Raw genomic sequence first — 19,851 nt, 5'->3', positions numbered from 1 at the left:
CTAGGGATAACGCATGGTGATGTCATGTGGCGCGTTGCTTTCTTGAAGCTCTGCAACGGACAAACGTGCGCTAGAGAAGCTCGGCGCTTTATAGGTAATACGCGCCCCTTGGGAGAACCCCAAGCCCTCTTTGGGAAGGATACCCGTCCAATTCTTAGTGACCTTGCCATCCTCGTCTTCATCATGAAGAACTTTAATTGCGAACAATGTTGGTACGTTTTCAAACACAACAACGCGCTCACTGTCCGTGGATGGATAACGCAGAATGCTCAGTGCTTTGTCATGCACCTTAGGAAACCCTTCCTCTTGAAACAACATCACCAATATTTGCCCAGGCCGGCTTGTATCAATCCCCTTAACCCGTATTTCTACACTGTTTTCTAACGCATCAACACTCATCGATATTCCTCCTAAAATCATGGCAATCACCGCTTGCTTCAACGTCATTTATGACCCCTTTAACAGCTTTTTCGCGGCAAAGGGGGCGATAGCGAGCAGCACTCTCAAAAATCGCGTCATCCCGATATCAAAATCCCTGTTTCCCTTCTCGATACCCGCAATGATTTCAAACGCTGCCGACGACGCGCTTATCTTTCCTTTGCCCCTGCCCGTGGTCATTTTTGTGTCCACCAGCGGCAAGAATGCCTGCTGAACACCCATTGCAGAGCCTTCAAATTGATAACGTAAACTTTGAGAGAAGATATTGAGCGCGGCTTTGGTTGCGCAGTACACCGCTGAAGATGCTTTAGGTACTAACGCAAGCGCGGAGTTAACGTTCACGATTCGCGATGAGGATGCCGCCAACAGTGACGGCAATAAGCCATGCGTTAATGCACACACCGAGGTGAAGTTGGTGTCAATTTCGTGCTGAATGGAATCGAATTCGAAGCGATCATCGTTAAAAAATGGCGTAAATTGCACTGCGGCATTGTTTATCAATACATCGATTTTGGGGTGCTGTTGCTGAATAGAATGCGCGATGGAATGGACGTTTTTCACATCGGAAAGATCGGCGCGGTAAGTAATAACTGATGGCCAGTCACGTTTTAGGTGATCAAGTTTCTCGGCGTCCCGACCAATCACGATCAGTTGATTTGTCTCGGCCAAGCATTCCACCAGCGCTCGCCCGATGCCGGACGTGCCGCCCGTTAGCACAATACTTTTGTTGGTTAGCTTCATGATGTGTCCCTATCTGAATGATATGGAACTCATCGTAATGAACCGACAACCAAAACAAATTAACACATGTTAAAACGCCTACGTTTTCTGCCAGTACAGTGAACATTTAACCCTAGTATTAGCTCTGGCCTTCGCTATAAAAACGCAGGAATCTACTGACGTTGATAGGCGTTTTGCATTCCGAGTTTCGCGCGAATACGAGAGAGCGAGACTTCGGTGATCCCAAGGTATGATGCGATGTGGTAGTTCGGCAATGAAGCCGCCAATTCCGGTTGGGCATCGACAAATTGAAGATACAGTTCAGTGGATGAAAGCAGGAGTAAATCGGCTTCCCTCTGCTCTTTTTTCATCGCAAGCGCCGTTACCATGGCAAGAAACGTATCTTTCCACCCTGAGTGACTCTCGCTCAACTGCTTTAAGCAGGACGCAGATATTTCAAAACACACGCCTTCCGTTAGCGCTTCGCAGGTGAATCGTGTCGGGCGCGATGCCACGAAGGATGAGAGGCTTGCTGAAACGTCGCCGCTTAGCAAAAACGATTTGTTTCTTCGTGTTCCATCTGGCGTGAGGTAGTAATTACAAAACGTACCCGAGCAGACAAATCGGAGCTTGTCCGCAATATCACCCGCGTGAAATAGCACGTCTCCTTTTGAAAACGCGCGAAGCGCTCCTTTGTCGATAAAGGCCATCCACTCTTCATCTGAAAGTGTAAATCGCGTTCGAAAACCATTTTCAAAAAGGCTTAAGAGTTGGGTGTTTTCCATTTATTTTCTTATCCATGAACTGTGATTTAACAGAGTGATACGACAGCTAGCGTCCATACGATCGCACGTTCGATTGCTACAAATCCAAACTCTTAGCCACCTTCGCCACCACATCTAGAATTTCTGACTCTTGCTGAGAGGCTTTGGAGGAGAGATTGTAGAACAGGATGCAATCTTGTCGCACTGTCATCGGCGCTTCTTCCAATTCGACTTCTCGAATGTCGCCATTCTTTATGTGCGGTGTCATCACGTCTGGCGAGCACACTGTCCACCCGCCCTGCTTGAGCTTTTCAATCAGTAAACGCTGTGAGGTCACCACTTCAAACTCGTGGCTTACTTTGGTGTGTCTGAGTTGATTGGCGATGTCATTCTCGGTGACGAGCTGTCGGAAGGTTGCCAATTCAGCGATAGAGACAGGCGCATTGGGAATGCTTGAATGCACAGACGTAAAGATACTCAATGAAAACGTGCCAAGGTTGATGTTACCGATACCCGCACTTGGATGAAGGTTGCCCATCCCTGGCATGATCGCGAACAGTGCGTCGCCGTCTTCGATTTGTTGTAGGCAATGGTGCCTGTCTCTTTGCAGCCAGTTAATGATGATATGCGGATGAAGGGCTTTGATTTCTGTGTCGATATTCAGCAACAGCTTGGTAGGAATGGCGCTGTCGTGATACACGGTGATATTACTCAGTTCGCCTTTGTAGGCCGACAAAGCGATGTTTTCAAACTCCAGCGATTGCCGCGCCAATAGCCTTGCCCTTGGGTAAAGACGATGTGCGATGTTATTCGGAACAGCTTTCTTTCCCTCGATAGAAAACAGCTCAACCCCCATCATATCTTCTAGGGCGTTTATGCGCTCTCTCACCGTTGAACGCGCCTTCCCCAATTTATTGCTGGCTGCGCTGTAGCTTTGCAGCTCGTAAACACTGGTGAAGCAAGCCACTTGTTCCATCGAAATCATCAGTGTCCCTTCCATTTTGCCGAGGTACGGCATAGGCGTACTGCTTGGCGGTGAATCACATGTACTGCTTGGCGGTGAATCACATGTACTGCTTAAGCGTACATTTTGGATTTATATGTTCGAATCTAACAAGTTAATCTACTCCCGTACACACAAGATTGTTAACGGGGAATTCAAATGAAAAAATCAATTATTACTCTTATCGTTACTGGCCTATTCTCTACCACCGCGTTTGCGGACATCAAACCAATGTCTACCGTGCCTGCACAGGCAGATGAGCAAGTGACGTTAAGTAACTGGACTCACGCGCCGTTCAATCAATGGGCGTTCCAAAATATGGGCATTCACCCAAGCGTGATGGTTCCTCGTGATGGCGCCATCAATGAAATCCCGCAAGCGCTGAATCCAGACGTCGCTCAACACAAATTCACTTACGGTGATGAAACACAAACATTCCGCGACGCCATGATTAACGACAGCACTGACGGCTACATCATTCTGAAAGATGGAAAGATACTACACGAAGAATACTTCGGAGATTTCACGGCCAAAGACCATCATATGTGGGCATCGAGCACCAAATCTCTCGTGGGTCAGGCATTGGGTTTGTTGGTTGAACAAGGCAAAGTCGACGTTGACCAAAAAGTCAGTGTTTATATTGATGAGTTAAAAGGCTCTTACTTTGGTGAGCAAACGATTCGCACGCTGCTGAACATGACAACCGCCATTGATTACAGCGAAGACTACGTAAACATGGCGCCAGGCGATGTGCACTATGAATACTTCCGCCGCTTAGGGTTTATTCCGGCTTACGACCTAATGGCTTTAGATCCAACGAAAACAGATACACCGCGTGATTTGTTGAGCTTTGCGCCAATGTTTGAGAAGAACGCCGATTTGGATGTGAATCACCAGTTTGAATACCATAGCCCTAACGTGGATGTGATTGGTTGGATTATCGCTCGCGTATCTGGCCAACCGCTCAACGAATACATTGCAGATAATATTTGGAGCAAACTCGGCGTAAATCATGATGCGTTCTTTATTACCGACATAAACTACAACCCTGTGGCGACAGGCGGCTTCAATACCACGTTGAAAGACTTTGCGCGCGTGGGCCTCGCCATGGCTAACAATGGTGAATACAACGGCGAACAAGTGTTCTCTGAAAAGTGGGTGAAAGACAGCTTCAACATCACCAAAGACGAAAACACGCACATGATGAACAGCGTGTATAAAAATGAAGACGGAAACGTGTTTGACTCGCACCTAGAAGGCTACAAAAACTTCTTGTGGGTACATGATTCAGACAAGAACATTGCAACATATCGCGGCGTATTCGGGCAGTTCCTCTATATCAACCAAGATAAGAATGTCGTTATCGCCACCTTCTCTTCGGCTGAGAGTGCATCCAATGCAGCACGTGAAACCTCAAAGGCTAAATTGGAGGCGTTTGAATCGTTAGCGGAATCGCTATAGCTTCAAACCGAGCCTAACGTTAGGCACTAAGAAATCGATTCATCGTATGAGAGGGCAGCATCGCTGCCCTTTTTAATGGTTTTCGTATTCCTGCAATTTAGGCAACTGTTTGCTATTGCATTTTATAGCTAGAAATACCTTATACCCTTTGAAATAATTATAAATTATCAACCGAGGATATATATTTAAAAATATCAGTTTAGATTGAATAGTCAACTGAGTTAGCTTGCAGATATACACCCAGTGAATGGATTAATATTAATCTAACCACATAATTTCGATCTTAAAAATAAACCCTCAACCAGCAACCATATCAAATTAAAACAAGGAGCTTATTGTGAGCTTCATTCATTTAACCTTACACAATACATGTATTATTAGCCCGGAATTAAAAACCCATAACTCATAATTATTGTTTTATAAAAAGATATAGGCATTAAAAATACATGAAACTAGTAAAATCACTCATCATTCTCTCAATCGCTGCTGCTCTAGCAGGATGTGGTGGTGACGACTCATCAAATTCGAATAGTGGTAATAATGGCGACATCAATACCGGTGGGGATGGTGGCGGTAATCAAAATGGAGCCTTTGGTATTACTCCGTGGGATCTCACCAAAATTAAATTAGAACTTCAAAAGGTGGCTATCACTGATGGGAAGACTGCTGACATTTGTGGCTCTGGTGATAACATTACAGTTGAAACGAGCCACTTTGTTGCTTCATTTCATTATGACCTCCCAACAAATAATATAGACAACCTGAAAGATGCCACACGCATGACTGAAGTCGCGTTAGCGGAATTGATTGAACACACCGGTTTATCACTGACAGAAGATTTAGATATTAGCCAAAAATGGACGGTCTGCTATGATTCAAGTCAGACTGGTCAAGGTACCGCTTATATTGATAAGTTTGAATTTTCTCCAACATCAGTTGACCCAAACAGCTCTCGCTTCACATCAGGTTACGACTTAGCTAAACATGAATTGTTCCACACATTCAAAATGCAACTTATTGACGAGCTAGCCTTTTTGAGAATGCCACGCTGGTTTACCGAGTCTACAGCAGAGCTCTTTACTGGTGCTACGTTTGGTAACCTGACGACGACAACGCTCAACGACTTTGTCGATACAACGAAAGAATCTCCATTTAATGTCCAAACCTGGTATGACGAACAAGAATTTTCCAGCATCCATCCTCAATATACCAATCCTTACAGCATCTACTTGGAATCGCTAGCGTATTTGGGCGCACACGGTCTAACAAATGAGGGCATCATTCAACTGATTCGCGACTCGAAAAATTCGTCCAATAGTAATGAAGATTTCTCCAGTTTCGATAAGGCATTATCAGTTCTAGAGAACTCCATGACCCTACCGTCGTCCTACACTGAATTAAGAGTACCAAGCACTTACAAACACCAAATTGGAGAGTGGGCAGACGCGACAACATATCGTCAAGATTTTACTCCTAAAGCCGGTTACGGTGAGTATATAGATCTTTATATTGAGAGTCTGGATGGCGCTTATTCTAACGATGGCGCGTTGGTAACTTCTGACCAGCTGCATTATGAAATGCGCGGTGTATTGGCAAACGCTACTTACAAAGTTTACGCCAACACAGGTAGTGCTAGTTTCGGACCTATTACCGTGGTCGTAGCAAACGGAAAGCTCGGCCATCTCGATTTCACTGACGCCCCTGAGTTTAATATGGACTAATAGTGGGGACAGGCACTTTAAGAAAAGTAGCTACAATATCAAGTATATGCTTTTAGTTCTTATCGCGTCTGTCCCATCATTTGGATGTGAATCAGACAAGAACATTGCGACATATCGCGGCGTATTCGGGCAGTTCCTCTATATCAACCAAGATAAGAATGTCGTTATCGCCACCTTCTCTTCGGCTGAGAGTGCATCCAATGCAGCACGTGAAACCTCAAAGGCTAAATTGGAGGCGTTTGAATCGTTAGCGGAATCGCTATAGCTTCAAACCGAGCCTAACGTTAGGCACCAAGAAATTGATTCATCCTATGAGAGGGCAGCATCGCTGCCCTTTTTGTCATTCCTCATTTTCACTTCCCATCTGGCACTCGCCATTTCTTATTCATTGCTGGCCACACCGCTCGGAGCACTACCAAGAGCCTTAGATCAGTGATGCTTATCCGCTGCAATTTCCATAAACCATGAAATCACTTTATCGACACGCTTCGGCTGGCTGCAGGTATTGAGTTTGATGATGTAGATATGATTGAAAACCGGATCGGAAACGGTTGAGTGTATGTTGCACTCTTCCAGACGCTCACTATCAATGTATTGCTGTACACAATGACGAGGGAAAACCGAGATACCCAGCCCGCCTAACGCCATCAAAATAGCCCCTTCGATGCTATTGATTCGCCCCGCGAAATGCACAGACAAATCACTGACCGAATGAAGGCTTGGGAAGAAGTGACGACGCCAAAAATTAAAGTACACATCCATGCCGGGATATTCGATGAAATTGTATTCCAGAATATTGTCTTCATTGATTTCAGACACGCCACAATTCGGCGCAGCCACCATGACATACTCTTCCTGACAGAAGCTGAAATACTCCAAACGCGGGTGATCCACCTTCTCCGTGACAAAGCCAAAATCAACCTGACTCGATAACACTTTGTCGAAAACCTGACTGTTGTGAATGAGGGTTAAATCTATCTCCAGTTTTGGGTAGTCCAACCGCCGTTCGAGCAGCATCAGAAAGTGCGGCGACAACAAGCAAGAAGGCGGCATGGCATAGCCGACCACCCCTTCGATTTGGCTAAAATCGCTTTGTACTTCGAGAGAAAAATCGCTGTTGAGATCCTCAATGTTTTTGATGTGCTGAAGGAGCTTCTTGCCCGCGTCTGTCATCACTGGGCACTTAGGCGTTCGAATAAACAGCTCATAACCCACTTGCTCTTCCAAGCTGCGGATGTGCTTGCTGATATTTGCCTGAGTCATGGCGGCCATTTCAGCGGCATCGTTAAAACTGCGGGATTCAGCCACCGCTTTAAATGCGCGAAATAACTTCGGGTCTAAATGCATCATTTTCTCTTCCTTCCTACTAAGAGTTTCATTGAGCATTTCGTGTGCCTGACTATTCAAAGAGCATTTTTAGCTTGGTTGGGTGTATATCAAACAACACGCTATATTGAGTGTAGTGTTCGTTTCATACACTCAGTGTCGCTTGCGAGATACATTTCCTAAATATCGGTGCAATCAAGATGCGGAGACGGCATCACATGATTGTTTCAACGTACTGATGTCGTTATAGGGGTTATAACAAATCGGATTTGCCTTCCTTTCTGCTTGCTAACAATACTGGAGTGCGTTTTTTCGAATTAAAACACGGAAATCAAATATGAAAACAAACCTCATCACACCGAATGGCATCCGTGTTTGGCAAGGCTATCGACGCCCAGAATTCATTGATAATACAGAGGGATTCTTAAATAAGTTGGGGCAAATATTCATTCCGATCACCGTGCAACTAATGACCCCAATGGGCCTCAGAATGTACTACCCAGCAGTCCCTTCCCAAACAGTGGCTTCCCAAAAAGTCGTCTGCCCAACCATAAAACTACCGGATGAAATCGCCTTAGTGGGTTATCCATCCCAACAAACCTATCAGCAAGCAAGCCACCAAACCGTAGCTGGCAGAGCCTACTCCTCCCTTCATGAAACGGTTTTTAACTTTACACCGGATGCCGTTCCCGCCAGTTTTTCCAATTTTCCCACGGCTTACTCAAACACCACCAAATGCCAATGGAAAACACCCTACTACTTCTCTGGTGAAGCGATCGACTGGCACGGACTGTATGTCGGCGTGATTGTTTGGATTTGGCAAAATGACGGAAAGGCTGACCCCTATCAAAGCAGCGTCAATCTCTTGAATGCCTGTGAAAAAGCGATATCAAGCAACAATCATCTATTCGAAATCATCGCTGTTATGCAGGAAAGTTACGGGATTATTTGGTTTGCGTCAGACGTATTGAGTTGGCCAGATCGAATTATCCAAACTCTGGCTGATAATCAATGTTCAGTGGTGATGCAGGCATTTCACGACACGGTAAATATCTCGCCACTGTTTAGTGAAGATGATAGCGGCATTGACGTGTCTGCGGGTCAAGCGTTGGATGTGCGCCTGTCTGGTTAAGGCATCGGTCCGCTTAAAAGCATCGGTTCAGTTAAAGCATCGCGTATAAACAATTGGCTTAACCGACAACCCGCACGCCACCTTTCCATCGATTCAAATCAACAAACACGATGCATAAACACAAACAAATAGATCCACCAATAGGACAAAGGAGTTAATCATGAAAGCAAGTACGCTAATGGAGGTGACGGTTCAGCCGGACAACGTCCTGCAATTAACGCCGCTGCCGGACGCTCACATCGAATCTCAGGGGCAAGCCGTGACGGCGAGTACCAGTGTCGATGTTAACGACTGTTCGTACTCCATTTTTGCTCTGCAAAGCCCTAACGCGTTTATTGTCAGCAAAACCTATGACGTAAAAACGCAGTGCTACTTTTCACAGCAAGTTTCTGTTCCAAGCGACTACCCCATCGATACCCTTCACAGCTTCTATTTTGGTGGTCAGCCTTGGTTACTTTCGTATCATCAAGATTCTGACTATGTGCAGTTCTACCGTTTTGATGGCGAAACAATCACACCCGTCACCGAGATTCGAGTAGGGCAAGGCTTCACCACGGTGCAGCCTCTTTACTATCGAAATGATGTCTTCTTTGTTGCTTACAACAAAACGTCAGGCGACGTAGCGAAATTTCAAATTGTCGCCCCAGCTTATTCCGCCTTGTATGCGCAAAAAGTCTGGTCCGATACGTGGGCTCAGGGCTGGACACGGTTTGCGTTTTTCCGCCTCGGCGCGGAAAACTTCTTTATTAAAACCAACGAGAAATACCTCAAGGTCAACATCGATCACTTTATGGACAGCATCGATCTTGGTTCGCATCCGGTCTTGAATGAATCTGCGTCTCCATCAATGTTAAGCCAATCCGACGTTCAAACTTTTTACGATACAAATCAAACCCCCTACTTCTTCACGTATCAGCCTGATGGTGCCATGACCTTCAATCGATTTGACGGCAATTGCGAAGGCTGGAAATTGGCGCTATCAAGTCAACAAACTGCAGATATTTCGCTGATCCACAACGTTCAGCTCAACGAGCGAACGCTGATCTTGTTGCTCCAAAACTGAACCATCCTGACACCCTAATAGGGAGATAAAACAGTGAACCGTTTTGATGATGTCAATATTTGCTCTGCGTTTCAGCTCACGACGACAACTAATCCGCTTCCCCTGCCAACCGTTGAGTGGCAGGCCATTAACCAAGATGCACCAGTGCCGCTTACCATGGCGGCAGGTGAACTGCCAAACGCCGATTTTATCTTGGTGACTTGGACATCGGCGGAGTGGTCAGCGCTTGATCATGTCATGCTGAACAGCACCGAACCGCGCTACGCAGAAGACACTGATTGGCGGAAGAGTTGGTATAGCTACGCAGATAACCAAGAAATAGAGCCGTACAGCGAGGAACCTGACACCGACCCGATTTTCTATTTCCAGTTGGTGGGGATCACAAATGAAAGCGGCCAACAGCAACGCGTGCTGTTGGTGAAATCACAAGTCCATCTCGCCCACCCGCCTTGGATTTCAGGTTTAGAAGCCTTCATCGACATATTGCTGAAAAACGTGGGTGCCAAGTACATCCTATCAACCGGTACCGCAGGCGGAGGCGCAATCACAGATATGTTGGGCGCTGCCATTGTTACCAACAAAGCACACATTCTGTTGGCAAAACCGGAAAATGAAAACTGCAGTTACAACCACCAAACCTTTACGTGTAACCGTTGGTTCCCCTCAGAGAGTTTGTACCGAGTAACGCAGGACGCCCTGATGTTTCCGATGAACAAGGTTTGGAACAATACAACCATTGCCGAGGCCATCGACGAGCTAAATCAATCAACTCAAAATGAACAAACTTCAGCTAGCGCAGACACCACAGCGACTTCTACTATCACAACTTCTTCTTCCTCGACTTCCTCGAATGCCACAACAGCAAAAGACACCAAGCCTTACACCTATGATGATTTGATCAATGCGCCGCTCAACCCAGAAAACCTTCAGCAAGCGCAGATAAAGGTAAGCAAAGACCAAGCGTTGTTAACCACGGATTTTTACTTCATCGAAGGGAAGGAGCCGAGCAAACCGTATTGCTTCTTGGAAATGGATGACGCGGTGATCGCGCATCAAGCTGAGCAAGCGGGCATCAACTATGCCTTCATCCGCAATGTGTCGGATCCCATCGTGGTGACGCAAACCGCGTCTGGTCAACCTATATCAGACGCTGTACGCGGTAATTGGTCAGGCATCATCTATAAGCGCTGCGGTTTTTACAGCAGCTTTAACAGTGTGATGATGAGTTGGGCAGCGATAGCGGGTCAACAAAGCGATCAGCCTTACTAATCCAATCTAATCCAAGTCAAAGCTTAGCCAAGCCAAGCCAACGAACCCAACCCCACGAGTACAGACAGAACAAAAACGGCGTTTAATCTTCTGGATTAAACGCCGTTTAATAGTTGATATTTATCGCTTAACAACAATGAGTTAAATCTCACATGCACGCTAGGGATACTTAGCTAATTTACCGGCAATCTTACTCGCCTTGCCTGATAGCAAGCAGTGCTCTGAATTTCCTTTAATCGGGTCTGCGACCACTTTAGCACCTACGCCGTTTAGCCCCGCTACCGTTGAAACACAGTACTGGCTATATCCGCCAATGCCCGTCAGGTAATTGGAATAGACGGCTTTATTACTCGTATTTGTTGTGCAGTTAACACTCAGACCTGAAATGGTATCGCCATCGCTAGCCACATGAACACCACTGCCGTTTTTAAACGCCGTTGCTGAACATTGCCCAGCCCGAATCACCAACCCTGTTTTCAACGGGGGATTCGCACCGAGCGCAAGGTTTTCAACCTCTCTATCCTGTTTGATGCAACCTGATAGCAGCAGGGCCAAAACCGTCACCAGAGAAATTGATTGGGTTGAAGTACTAAAATATTTCATGTCAGCCTCTCATCACGTTCGTAGACGCGTGTTTTGCTTCGTTATCTAACCGCTTAAGTTCTGCGAAGCCTTCTACCGCTTTGCTCAACTGTGGTTTGCTACTAGGATCTAAGCTAAATTTCAGTGCGCAGCAAGGGCATGAAAATGAGGTGCCAGACAACAGCAAGCTGACATCAAAGGAGATGCTTGTCCGGCAATCAGGGCAAGGTAATTGGCTTTTCATCAATGATGCTCCTATTCAAAAAAAGCCCGGCTGATAAAAGAGCGTATCGCTCCGTCCGGTGTACAGCCGGGGGATAAAATCACACAGTGAATTCAATTAATTGAGGATGAGGTTAAGACGATTTTTCCGCAGCTTTTGCGGAACCCAGTGTGATCGGACTGATGCTGTTAGTGAACGCTTGAATAATGGTCGTGACGCCCTGAGGCAGCGAAAGCTGGCCTGCATGAACACTCACCGTGTACTTGGCATTGTTACTCTTTTGATAGGATGACTTTTGCGCAGAAGCAGACTGACTGTCGTGACTGATGCTGCCTTTCACTTCCACAGACCACCAGCCCTCACCCAGCTTGGCGGAGAAGCTGCCCTGTTCACTGGTTTTGCTGGACGTTGACTGCGACGATTCGTCTGAATAGCTCGATTTCACTTCCATCTCAAAGTCGACCTGCACGTTATCGACACCTAAGGAATTGAGCGGAACAATCGTCAAAAGGGGGACATCAAATTGGGTAGTGACTTCTGTTACGTTCACATCCGGTGCTTCGCCCTCTTTCGCTTCCCCTTCGGATATTATCCCTCGGGTGATTTGCATGGTCACCATAATGGGCTCTAGCGTGTCATTGCCTTTGCCGTCTGTGTCTGATTTCTTGTTGAAGCAGGTGTCCAACATAAATTTGGTCTGGGTAACGGCCATCATGCTATTGGCTTGTGCCGCGGCATTGAGTGGGCCGCCGATTAATGAGCGCATTGGCAATCCTGCGAATTGCTGCGCCATAGAGACTAGTGCTGGTCCTGTGCTGACGTCTGGCATGGTATTTCTCCTGATAGATGAATATTTACAAAATGAAGCCCGCACCCATTAACCTGGGATTTGTGCTCTCAGTGCTCTTTCATAACCTTCAACCAATTTTTTTAGTCCTTCAGGCGGTTCATCGGCATTAATGGTAATTTCAAGTTCAGCGGTTGGATTCTCTTTTTTTCCAGCCTTGAACAAACCGCCGTTATTATTTCCAGCGAATGAAACATCAAGCCCATTACTTTCATTCACATTCACTTCTAAATTGGTTCTAAATTTCACTTCACTCACTCTTGGGCTGGCAACAGGAACAAGTGTCAGCAGAGGAACATCGACACTTATTGTATGAATGCCTTCAGAAGTTTCTGTCGGATATTCGATGGTCACGTATTTAGGGCGATATGTGGTTTCACCATCATTATCAGAACCTTCCGACCCACCAAGCTTTCCTGATTCACTGCTTGGCACAGCGTCAAAGAAACGATTGATCAACTCCTGGTTTTCATTTTGAAGTGCCTGATTGGCTTTAGTCACGCTCAGGTGAACGGCTGAAACCAAAGAGTTTAAATTAATCATGATTCTTCCTTTGAATAATTCAGACACTATTAGTTTTGAATTTAAATTGAATTAACACAAATCGGATTTGGAATGGTGGGTATAACAGGATAGAAACACAGAGATAAGGCAATGAAATATAGAACAATGGGCGATTATTTATTTGGTTATTAAATTAGTCACAAATGAAATATACCTATTCCTATACCAAAGCCAAGCACCCACGTGATGAACGCTTGCGTATCCAGTTTAAGGTTCTTAATCCAGATCATCATGCCGCCATCTGGATGACTGATTTGTGCCTGCGCGTGCAGAAGCTCCGCAACGAAAGAATGTTGCTCAGCGAGATTTGTGATTTTTTATCGCTTTGTGAAGGTATACATCCCTAACCATAACTGTCTAATAAATAATACAGATTTCTACTAGCTCCTTTCGTCTAATGGTGTCAGTGGTAAACCAATAATAACGCCACTGTTCATCAGCATTAGCGTCCGCGTCGTTAACACCGCATTCAACGTTGCGCGGAATCCATCTCATGGAGAAAGGTATGTCCAACGAAAACGAAGGTTCAACAGAAACACATTCAACGTCAGTGAGCGCAACAAGCGCATCATTCAACGAAATAATCGGCACAATTCAACCTGACACCTTAGAAGGAACAGAGGAGAGCGATCGCATTCTTGGCTTGGGAGGGAGTGACAAGCTCTATGGATACGGAGGAGATGACGAGCTATATGGAGGAAATCGACGAGATACCCTGTATGGCGGCGACGGTAATGACAAGCTCTATGGCGATGACGAAAACTCTCCCACCGACGTTTATAACTACGGAGACGAACTCTACGGCGGCAATGGCAACGATGAACTGTATGGCTACTACGGTCATGACAGTATTTATGGCGAAGCTGGCGACGACATACTCTATGGTGGCACAGAAACCGACTACCTGCGGGGCGGTGAAAACAACGATACCCTGCATGGTGAAGAAGGTAACGACTACATGTATGGAGATGAAGGCGAAGACACCCTATTCGGTGGCAGTGGCGATGACAACCTGACGGGCGGCGAAGGCGCAGATCGACTTCATGGCGGTTCCGATCGCGATACGTTAGAAGGAGGCGATGGCGATGATTCTTTATGGGGTGATGACGGAAATGACAACCTTTTAGGGGAAACGGGAGAAGATCGTCTCAATGGGGGCACAGGCAATGACAGCCTCCATGGTGGGAAAGGAAACGATACGCTCTACGGCGATGACGGGAACGACTACTTGTATGGCAATGACGGGAACGATTCACTCTTCGGCGGCACGGGTACCGACAGGCTCTACGGCGGCAAAGGAGACGACATTCTTGATGGGCAAAGTGGCGACGACAAGCTTTTAGGCGATCAAGGCAATGACATTCTCTATGCGAGCAGTGGCAACAACATATTGATTGGTGGTTCTGGCGACGATCTGGCTTATGGCTCGACAGGCCAAGATACCATCAGCGAAAGTGAACTCGCCATTGGTGGCGGCGGTAATGACATCATCTCAACAAACTCAGTGTCGGCAGACGTTGGTATTGGTGGCGCGGGGAATGATTGGCTTGAAGGCCATGGTAATGACCAGCTTCGCGGCGGCTCTGGTGACGATGTGCTGATTAGCTTAGGAGGGGACGACACACTTCGCGGCGGCGCTGGTAACGATATCTTACAAGCTGATGGCTCGGCTGCGAGCAACTCTCGTCTCTATGGCGGCACAGGGAATGATTACCTTTCGGGTAACGCTGGCAACCAGCTTATGTTTGGTGGCAGCGGCGCTGATACGTTTCATTTCGGCCATTCTCTCTTTCGTGCCGACCAAACAACCACAACGCAAATCCCTGTTATCGGCGATGATCGCATTGTCGATTTTGAACTAGGTGTCGATACCATCAGCATTGATACTCGCCTAGCGCAAAGCATAGATGATCTGGTCATTGAGCAATATGGCGCCACAACACGCATTACCCTGAACGATGGTTCAACCATCACTCTAAACAACACCAACGCCACTGACCTTAGTGCGTCTGCATTCGCCTTTACTGCCACTGCGACTTACAGCGATCTGCTCGCGGGTTGGCAAGCTCACTTGGAAGAAAACTGGCACTACGCCACCGAGAACAACCAAGATATTTCATTGGGGAACAGCCAAGGGGAAAAACTGTTCGGTAACCATCAGGACAATCGTTTATCGGGCGGCACCCATACCAGCGAATACTTAGATGGCGGCGCAGGCGACGATTATTTGGTGTCCACAGGCGGGAACGACATTCTGGTTGGTGGTGAAGGAAATGATGCCTTTGTTATCTCAGAAAGGTTCGGCATTGAAAAATATGGTAGCTCCCATGACACACAAATTACACAAGTCGAAGATTATTCTGCTGGCGTAGACACGCTAACAATCAATTTCTATTCGTTTGACGTAAAGGGGATCGACCTATCAGCAATCACTCCTGAGCAAGTCGGATCGTCAAGTGTGTTTGCGTTTAGTGATTATTTCCATGTGGTACTGAAAAACACCGATATTTCCTCTATCTCCAACGACCAAATCTCTTTCGGCGTGATCTGCAATAACGGGAGCGAGGAGATTATAGGAAACGATGCGGTTAACGAAATAGATGCACGCGATGGGCATGACTCGATTCATGGCCTTGGCGGTGATGACATCATCGATGGCGGTTTAGGCAATGACACGATTTTTGGTGGCGCAGGTAACGACCAAATATGGGGCGATTCAGGCAGTGACAAGCTCTATGGTGGCGATGGCGACGACAAAATCTACGATACTGGAGGCGGCTATAACGAACTCGACGGTGGTGCAGGTAACGACTTCCTTCTGACAAAACAAGGAAATCACACGCTAACAGGAGGAGATGGCGAAGATACGTTTGAAATTGGCGGCTACACCTACGCTGACCAAAACATCATTTATAACGCCACTATCACCGACTTTGAGGCCGGCAGCGACACTATCAATATGACGCACCTGCTAGACAACAGCACTCTTTCCCGACACCTCGATGACGATGGCATTTTCCGAGCAAGTAGTCTTCTCGAACAAGGGGGCGATGACGTCATATTGGACGCTTCTCAGAACGTGACAGTCACGCTCGAGAACGTCGATCTGGCCGATATTTCTGGCGATCAATTCAACTTTACATTGTTCGGACGAAACAGCGCGAATCACATTGTGGGTTGGGACGGTAACGACACGCTGATGGGCCGCAGTGGCAATGATACGTTGGAAGGTGGTAAAGGTAATGATTGGCTTCAAGGCGACGCCGGCGAAGATACGCTCACTGGCGGTAACGGTGCCGATACTTTCGTGGTGAGTGACGAACGTGCCAACTACACCAGCGACGTTGAAACCGACACCATCACCGACTTCGTCATCGGCGAAGACAAAATCGCGTTCAATGATTACTTCCACGAACAAATGGATTTCAATGACTTCATCATCACTCAACAAGGAGATGACACCCTGGTGCAGATGTTCCGCGCATACACCTATCGGGACGAACCAGTAACGGCTGACCACGTCAACGTGCTTCTCAAAGGGATAGACGCCACTGACATTAGTGCCAATGACTTTGAGTTCTTTTATTCAATCTGATTAGTAGTACACGATTCGATTCGTCACAATCCCCAATGAATGGGGGTTGTGCTTTCTTCAACATTGCCCCAAAACCTTTCGCTCACATTGATTCAAGAAAGCCACACAAGGTTTGGGTTCAATCCCCTCCCCTGCAACAGCGAAACATACTCTTCACACTCACCATTGAATTGATCACCAACAATGCATGTAAACGACGTTTACCACATCAAGAAACCGAACCGGAAAATCATTAATTAATTGATTATAAATATAAAAATTTCGCTTTGACCACTCTCCGATGTCTATTTTTGCCCTTCTTTGTCTAAAGCATGTTCTATTTCTATCCGTTGATTTTCGAGGCAATGGGATGGGGTTCTGGTGATTTAGATTGATATTGTGAAGCCATGCAGAGTGCCGTTTACCTGTCTAAAGAATGCTACAGATTTCAGCTACATCATTTAGTTAAATGCCCGTTGTGGCATACAAAAATAATAGCCGCAGTTTCAAGCATCAAAGTCCGCACCAGCCACTCGCATTCAACCGTTGCGGCGAATTCATCTCACGGAGAAAGGTATGTCTAATAATAACGAAGGCTCTATAGAAACACAGTCAACGTCAGTCAGTGCGCTAGAAACACCCGTCAACGAGATCGTCGGGACAAATCAAAACGACACATTAGAAGGTACGGAGGGAGACGACCGAATCTTTGGCCTTGGTGGTGCAGACCGGCTTGACGGCCTCGCCGGAGACGATGAGTTGCACGGTGGCAATCGACGAGATTATCTCTATGGTGGAGAGGGTAACGACAAACTCTATGGCGATGATGTCAATGATGACGGCGAATCTCCCTCCAACCCGACCAACTACAACGATAACCTCTATGGCGGTAGTGGCGATGATGAGCTTCATGGCAACTATGGCGAAGACCAACTCTATGGCGAGGCTGGCGAAGACGTTCTCTATGGCGGCACCGAGAACGATGAGCTTTCCGGCGGTGAAGACAACGACATACTTTACGGTGAAGATGGCCATGACGAGCTTGAAGGCGATGAGGGAGATGACACCCTCTTTGGCGGAAGCGGTTCAGACAAACTCTACGGAGGCCAAGGCGAGGATGAACTTTATGGTGGCGAAGGAACTGATCGACTAGAGGGAGGCGATGACGCTGACTTTCTCTCTGGTGATGCAGACGATGATTACCTTCTTGGAGAAGGTGGAGATGATCATCTTGAAGGTGGTACTGGCTGTGACTATATATACGGCGGCATTGGCAAGGACACTATCGATGGCGGGGACCACAGTGACCTATTGTATGGAAACGACGGTGACGATGTCATTTACGCTGGCAATGGCGACGATTGGGTTTATGGAAATAAAGGCAACGACGTTCTGTATGGTCAAAGTGGCGATAACCAGCTTATTGGTGGTTTCGGCGACGACATTCTCTATAGCGGAACGGGTGACGACACACTGATCGGTGGTGCCGGCTACGATCAGGCTTACGGCTCAATCGGAAACGATAACATCAGTGAAAGTGAACTGGCTATTGGTGCAGGTGGCAATGACATCATCTCAACAAACGCCGCAACTGAAGACGTCGGCATCGGGGGCGCTGGCAATGACTTTTTGGAAGGGTTTGGCGGAGACAGCCTCCGTGGTGGTAGCGGCAACGATATTCTCGTTAGTCTGGGCACCGACGACACTCTGAACGGCGGATCTGGCAACGATATATTACAAGCTTACGGATCGGCAGCCGGCAATTCCCGACTTTTTGGTGGCACGGGGGATGATTACCTATCAGGCAATAGTGGTAACCAGCTACTGTTCGGTGGCAGCGGTGCAGATACCTTCCATTTCGGCCATTCAATATTTCGTAGCCAAGAAACAACCCAGGGACAAACTACCAACATCGGAAATGACCGCATTGTCGACTTTGAGCTGGGTGTTGATACCATCAGCATTGATACCAGCCTTGCACAAAGCATGGACGATCTGGTGATTGAGCAATTTCACTCTACAACCCGCATTACGCTGCCTGATGGTTCAAGCATTACGCTAAACAAAACACAATCATCAGACATCAGTGCCTCTGACTTTAGCTTTACTAGCGCCACATCGTACAGCCACCTTTTAGCCGACTGGCAGGGTCATCTTGATGAGAACTGGCACTACACAACCACTGAAAATCCCAATGTTTCAAGCCACGACATTCAAGGAAAAAATATTTTTGGTGACGACCAAGATAATCAACTTTCAGGGAAAAATAACACCAGTGAATATCTAGATGGTGGTACGGGGGATGATTACTTAGCGTCTACTGGTGGGAATGACATCCTTGTAGGAGGCGAAGGAAATGACCACTTCGATATCCTTGGGCGCGATATAGATCTCTATCGCGACGACGAATTTCAGTTTACGCAAGTAGAAGATTTTACGGGTGGTGTAGACACGTTATCACTCACATTCTATTCCTATGACTTGGAGGGTATTGACCTATCGGCGATCACCCCTGATCAAGTAGGCTCATCGGCCGTGTTCACGTTTAATGAATATTTCCAAGTCATACTCAAAAACACAGACGTCTCCACCCTTTCAAACGATCACATTTCTTTCAATGTGATCGGTAATAGTGGAAATGAACAGATTTTAGGGAACAACGCTGACAATCAAATTACGACGTATGGTGGCAATGACACGATTCAAGGCTTCGGCGGGGATGACAATATTGATGGCGGATGGGGCAATGACGTTATTTATGGCGGCATGGGCAACGACCAGATAAAAGCTGGCACAGGCAATGATGAAGTATTTGGTGGCGCTGGCGACGACCAAATATGGGGCGATTCAGGCACAGATAAGCTTTACGGTGAAGACGGTGATGACACGCTTTACAGCGAAAAAGGCAACAACGAACTCTATGGTGGAGCTGGAAACGATCACCTTATTGCAGACCAAGGGAGCCATATTTTAACTGGGGGAGATGGCGAAGATACGTTTGAAATTGGCGGCTACACCTCCGCTGACCAAAACATCATTTATAACGCCACTATCACCGACTTTGAAGCCGGCAGCGACACTATCAATATGACGCACCTGCTAGACAACAGCACTCTTTCCCGACACCTCGATGACGATGGCATTTTCCGAGCAAGTAGTCTTCT

18 protein-coding genes are annotated in these 19,851 nt (G+C 46.8%); 9 read left to right on the top strand and 9 right to left on the bottom strand.

What is annotated here, in order from left to right:
• The 4 genes from Q365_RS0121830 to Q365_RS0121815 form a co-directional block, all read right to left on the bottom strand.
• On the bottom strand, nt 1–447 hold the full coding sequence (locus Q365_RS0121830) for a DUF2141 domain-containing protein (protein ID WP_028025356.1): 447 nt from the start codon (nt 445–447) through the stop codon (nt 1–3).
• A complete protein-coding gene (locus tag Q365_RS0121825; protein ID WP_028025355.1) occupies nt 448–1,179 on the bottom strand; it encodes an SDR family oxidoreductase in 732 nt (243 codons plus the stop codon).
• Nucleotides 1,180–1,331: 152 nt separating this feature from the next.
• A complete protein-coding gene (locus Q365_RS0121820) occupies nt 1,332–1,943 on the bottom strand; it encodes a Crp/Fnr family transcriptional regulator (protein WP_028025354.1) in 612 nt (203 codons plus the stop codon).
• Nucleotides 1,944–2,019: 76 nt separating this feature from the next.
• On the bottom strand, nt 2,020–2,940 hold the full coding sequence (locus Q365_RS0121815) for a LysR family transcriptional regulator (protein WP_081796362.1): 921 nt from the start codon (nt 2,938–2,940) through the stop codon (nt 2,020–2,022).
• A gap of 144 nt (nt 2,941–3,084) precedes the next feature.
• Between Q365_RS0121815 and Q365_RS0121810 the strand changes: the two genes are divergently transcribed.
• The 3 genes from Q365_RS0121810 (at nt 3,085) to Q365_RS0121800 (ending at nt 6,372) form a co-directional block, all read left to right on the top strand.
• The gene (locus Q365_RS0121810) at nt 3,085–4,386 is read left to right on the top strand and encodes a serine hydrolase domain-containing protein (protein WP_028025352.1); all 1,302 of its coding nucleotides are present in this window, start codon (nt 3,085–3,087) and stop codon (nt 4,384–4,386) included.
• Nucleotides 4,387–4,832: 446 nt separating this feature from the next.
• Entirely contained in the window at nt 4,833–6,107 is a 1,275-nt protein-coding gene (locus tag Q365_RS0121805; protein WP_028025351.1) for a hypothetical protein, read from the top strand.
• Between the two features lie 46 nt (nt 6,108–6,153).
• Complete coding sequence (locus Q365_RS0121800; RefSeq protein ID WP_028025350.1) at nt 6,154–6,372, top strand: hypothetical protein; 219 nt, start codon at nt 6,154–6,156, stop codon at nt 6,370–6,372.
• 164 nt (nt 6,373–6,536) lie between these two features.
• On the opposite strand, the gene Q365_RS26185 is transcribed toward Q365_RS0121800, so the two are convergent.
• Nucleotides 6,537–7,457 carry a LysR family transcriptional regulator gene (locus Q365_RS26185; RefSeq protein WP_028025349.1) on the bottom strand — a complete coding sequence of 307 codons (921 nt, stop codon included), beginning with the start codon at nt 7,455–7,457 and terminating at the stop codon, nt 6,537–6,539.
• 313 nt (nt 7,458–7,770) lie between these two features.
• On the opposite strand from Q365_RS26185, the gene Q365_RS0121790 reads away from it, so the two are divergent.
• The 3 genes from Q365_RS0121790 (at nt 7,771) to Q365_RS0121780 (ending at nt 10,897) form a co-directional block, all read left to right on the top strand.
• Complete coding sequence (locus Q365_RS0121790; protein ID WP_028025348.1) at nt 7,771–8,565, top strand: hypothetical protein; 795 nt, start codon at nt 7,771–7,773, stop codon at nt 8,563–8,565.
• Between the two features lie 160 nt (nt 8,566–8,725).
• Nucleotides 8,726–9,628, top strand: coding sequence for a hypothetical protein (locus Q365_RS0121785; RefSeq protein ID WP_028025347.1), 903 nt, complete (start codon nt 8,726–8,728; stop codon nt 9,626–9,628).
• Between the two features lie 33 nt (nt 9,629–9,661).
• A complete protein-coding gene (locus Q365_RS0121780; protein WP_028025346.1) occupies nt 9,662–10,897 on the top strand; it encodes a hypothetical protein in 1,236 nt (411 codons plus the stop codon).
• Between the two features lie 159 nt (nt 10,898–11,056).
• Here the strand turns inward: Q365_RS0121780 and Q365_RS0121775 are convergent, their stop codons facing one another.
• From Q365_RS0121775 to Q365_RS0121760, 4 genes are all read right to left on the bottom strand, one after another.
• Nucleotides 11,057–11,500, bottom strand: a complete 444-nt coding sequence (locus Q365_RS0121775; protein ID WP_028025345.1) for a hypothetical protein — start codon at nt 11,498–11,500, stop codon at nt 11,057–11,059.
• A gap of 1 nt (nt 11,501) precedes the next feature.
• Entirely contained in the window at nt 11,502–11,723 is a 222-nt protein-coding gene (locus Q365_RS0121770; RefSeq protein WP_028025344.1) for a hypothetical protein, read from the bottom strand.
• 112 nt (nt 11,724–11,835) lie between these two features.
• Nucleotides 11,836–12,531, bottom strand: a complete 696-nt coding sequence (locus tag Q365_RS0121765; protein WP_028025343.1) for a DUF2589 domain-containing protein — start codon at nt 12,529–12,531, stop codon at nt 11,836–11,838.
• Between the two features lie 48 nt (nt 12,532–12,579).
• Nucleotides 12,580–13,092 (bottom strand): DUF2589 domain-containing protein, encoded by a 513-nt coding sequence (locus tag Q365_RS0121760; RefSeq protein ID WP_028025342.1) that lies wholly within the window; start codon nt 13,090–13,092, stop codon nt 12,580–12,582.
• Nucleotides 13,093–13,256: 164 nt separating this feature from the next.
• Here Q365_RS0121760 and Q365_RS26790 point away from each other — a divergent pair, with 164 nt between their 5' ends.
• The 3 genes from Q365_RS26790 to Q365_RS25970 form a co-directional block, all read left to right on the top strand.
• The gene (locus tag Q365_RS26790; RefSeq protein WP_155859038.1) at nt 13,257–13,460 is read left to right on the top strand and encodes a hypothetical protein; all 204 of its coding nucleotides are present in this window, start codon (nt 13,257–13,259) and stop codon (nt 13,458–13,460) included.
• Nucleotides 13,461–13,618: 158 nt separating this feature from the next.
• A complete protein-coding gene (locus Q365_RS0121750) occupies nt 13,619–16,708 on the top strand; it encodes a calcium-binding protein (protein WP_162176385.1) in 3,090 nt (1,029 codons plus the stop codon).
• Between the two features lie 555 nt (nt 16,709–17,263).
• On the top strand, nt 17,264–19,851 hold a 2,588-nt coding region (locus tag Q365_RS25970; protein WP_051563851.1), incomplete at its 3' end, for a calcium-binding protein.

It is taken from the genome of Enterovibrio calviensis DSM 14347 (assembly GCF_000621165.1).
GTDB classification, from domain to species: domain Bacteria; phylum Pseudomonadota; class Gammaproteobacteria; order Enterobacterales; family Vibrionaceae; genus Enterovibrio; species Enterovibrio calviensis.
The sequence above is the reverse complement of the archived record's forward strand: the minus strand, read 5'-3'. Positions and strand labels throughout refer to the sequence as shown.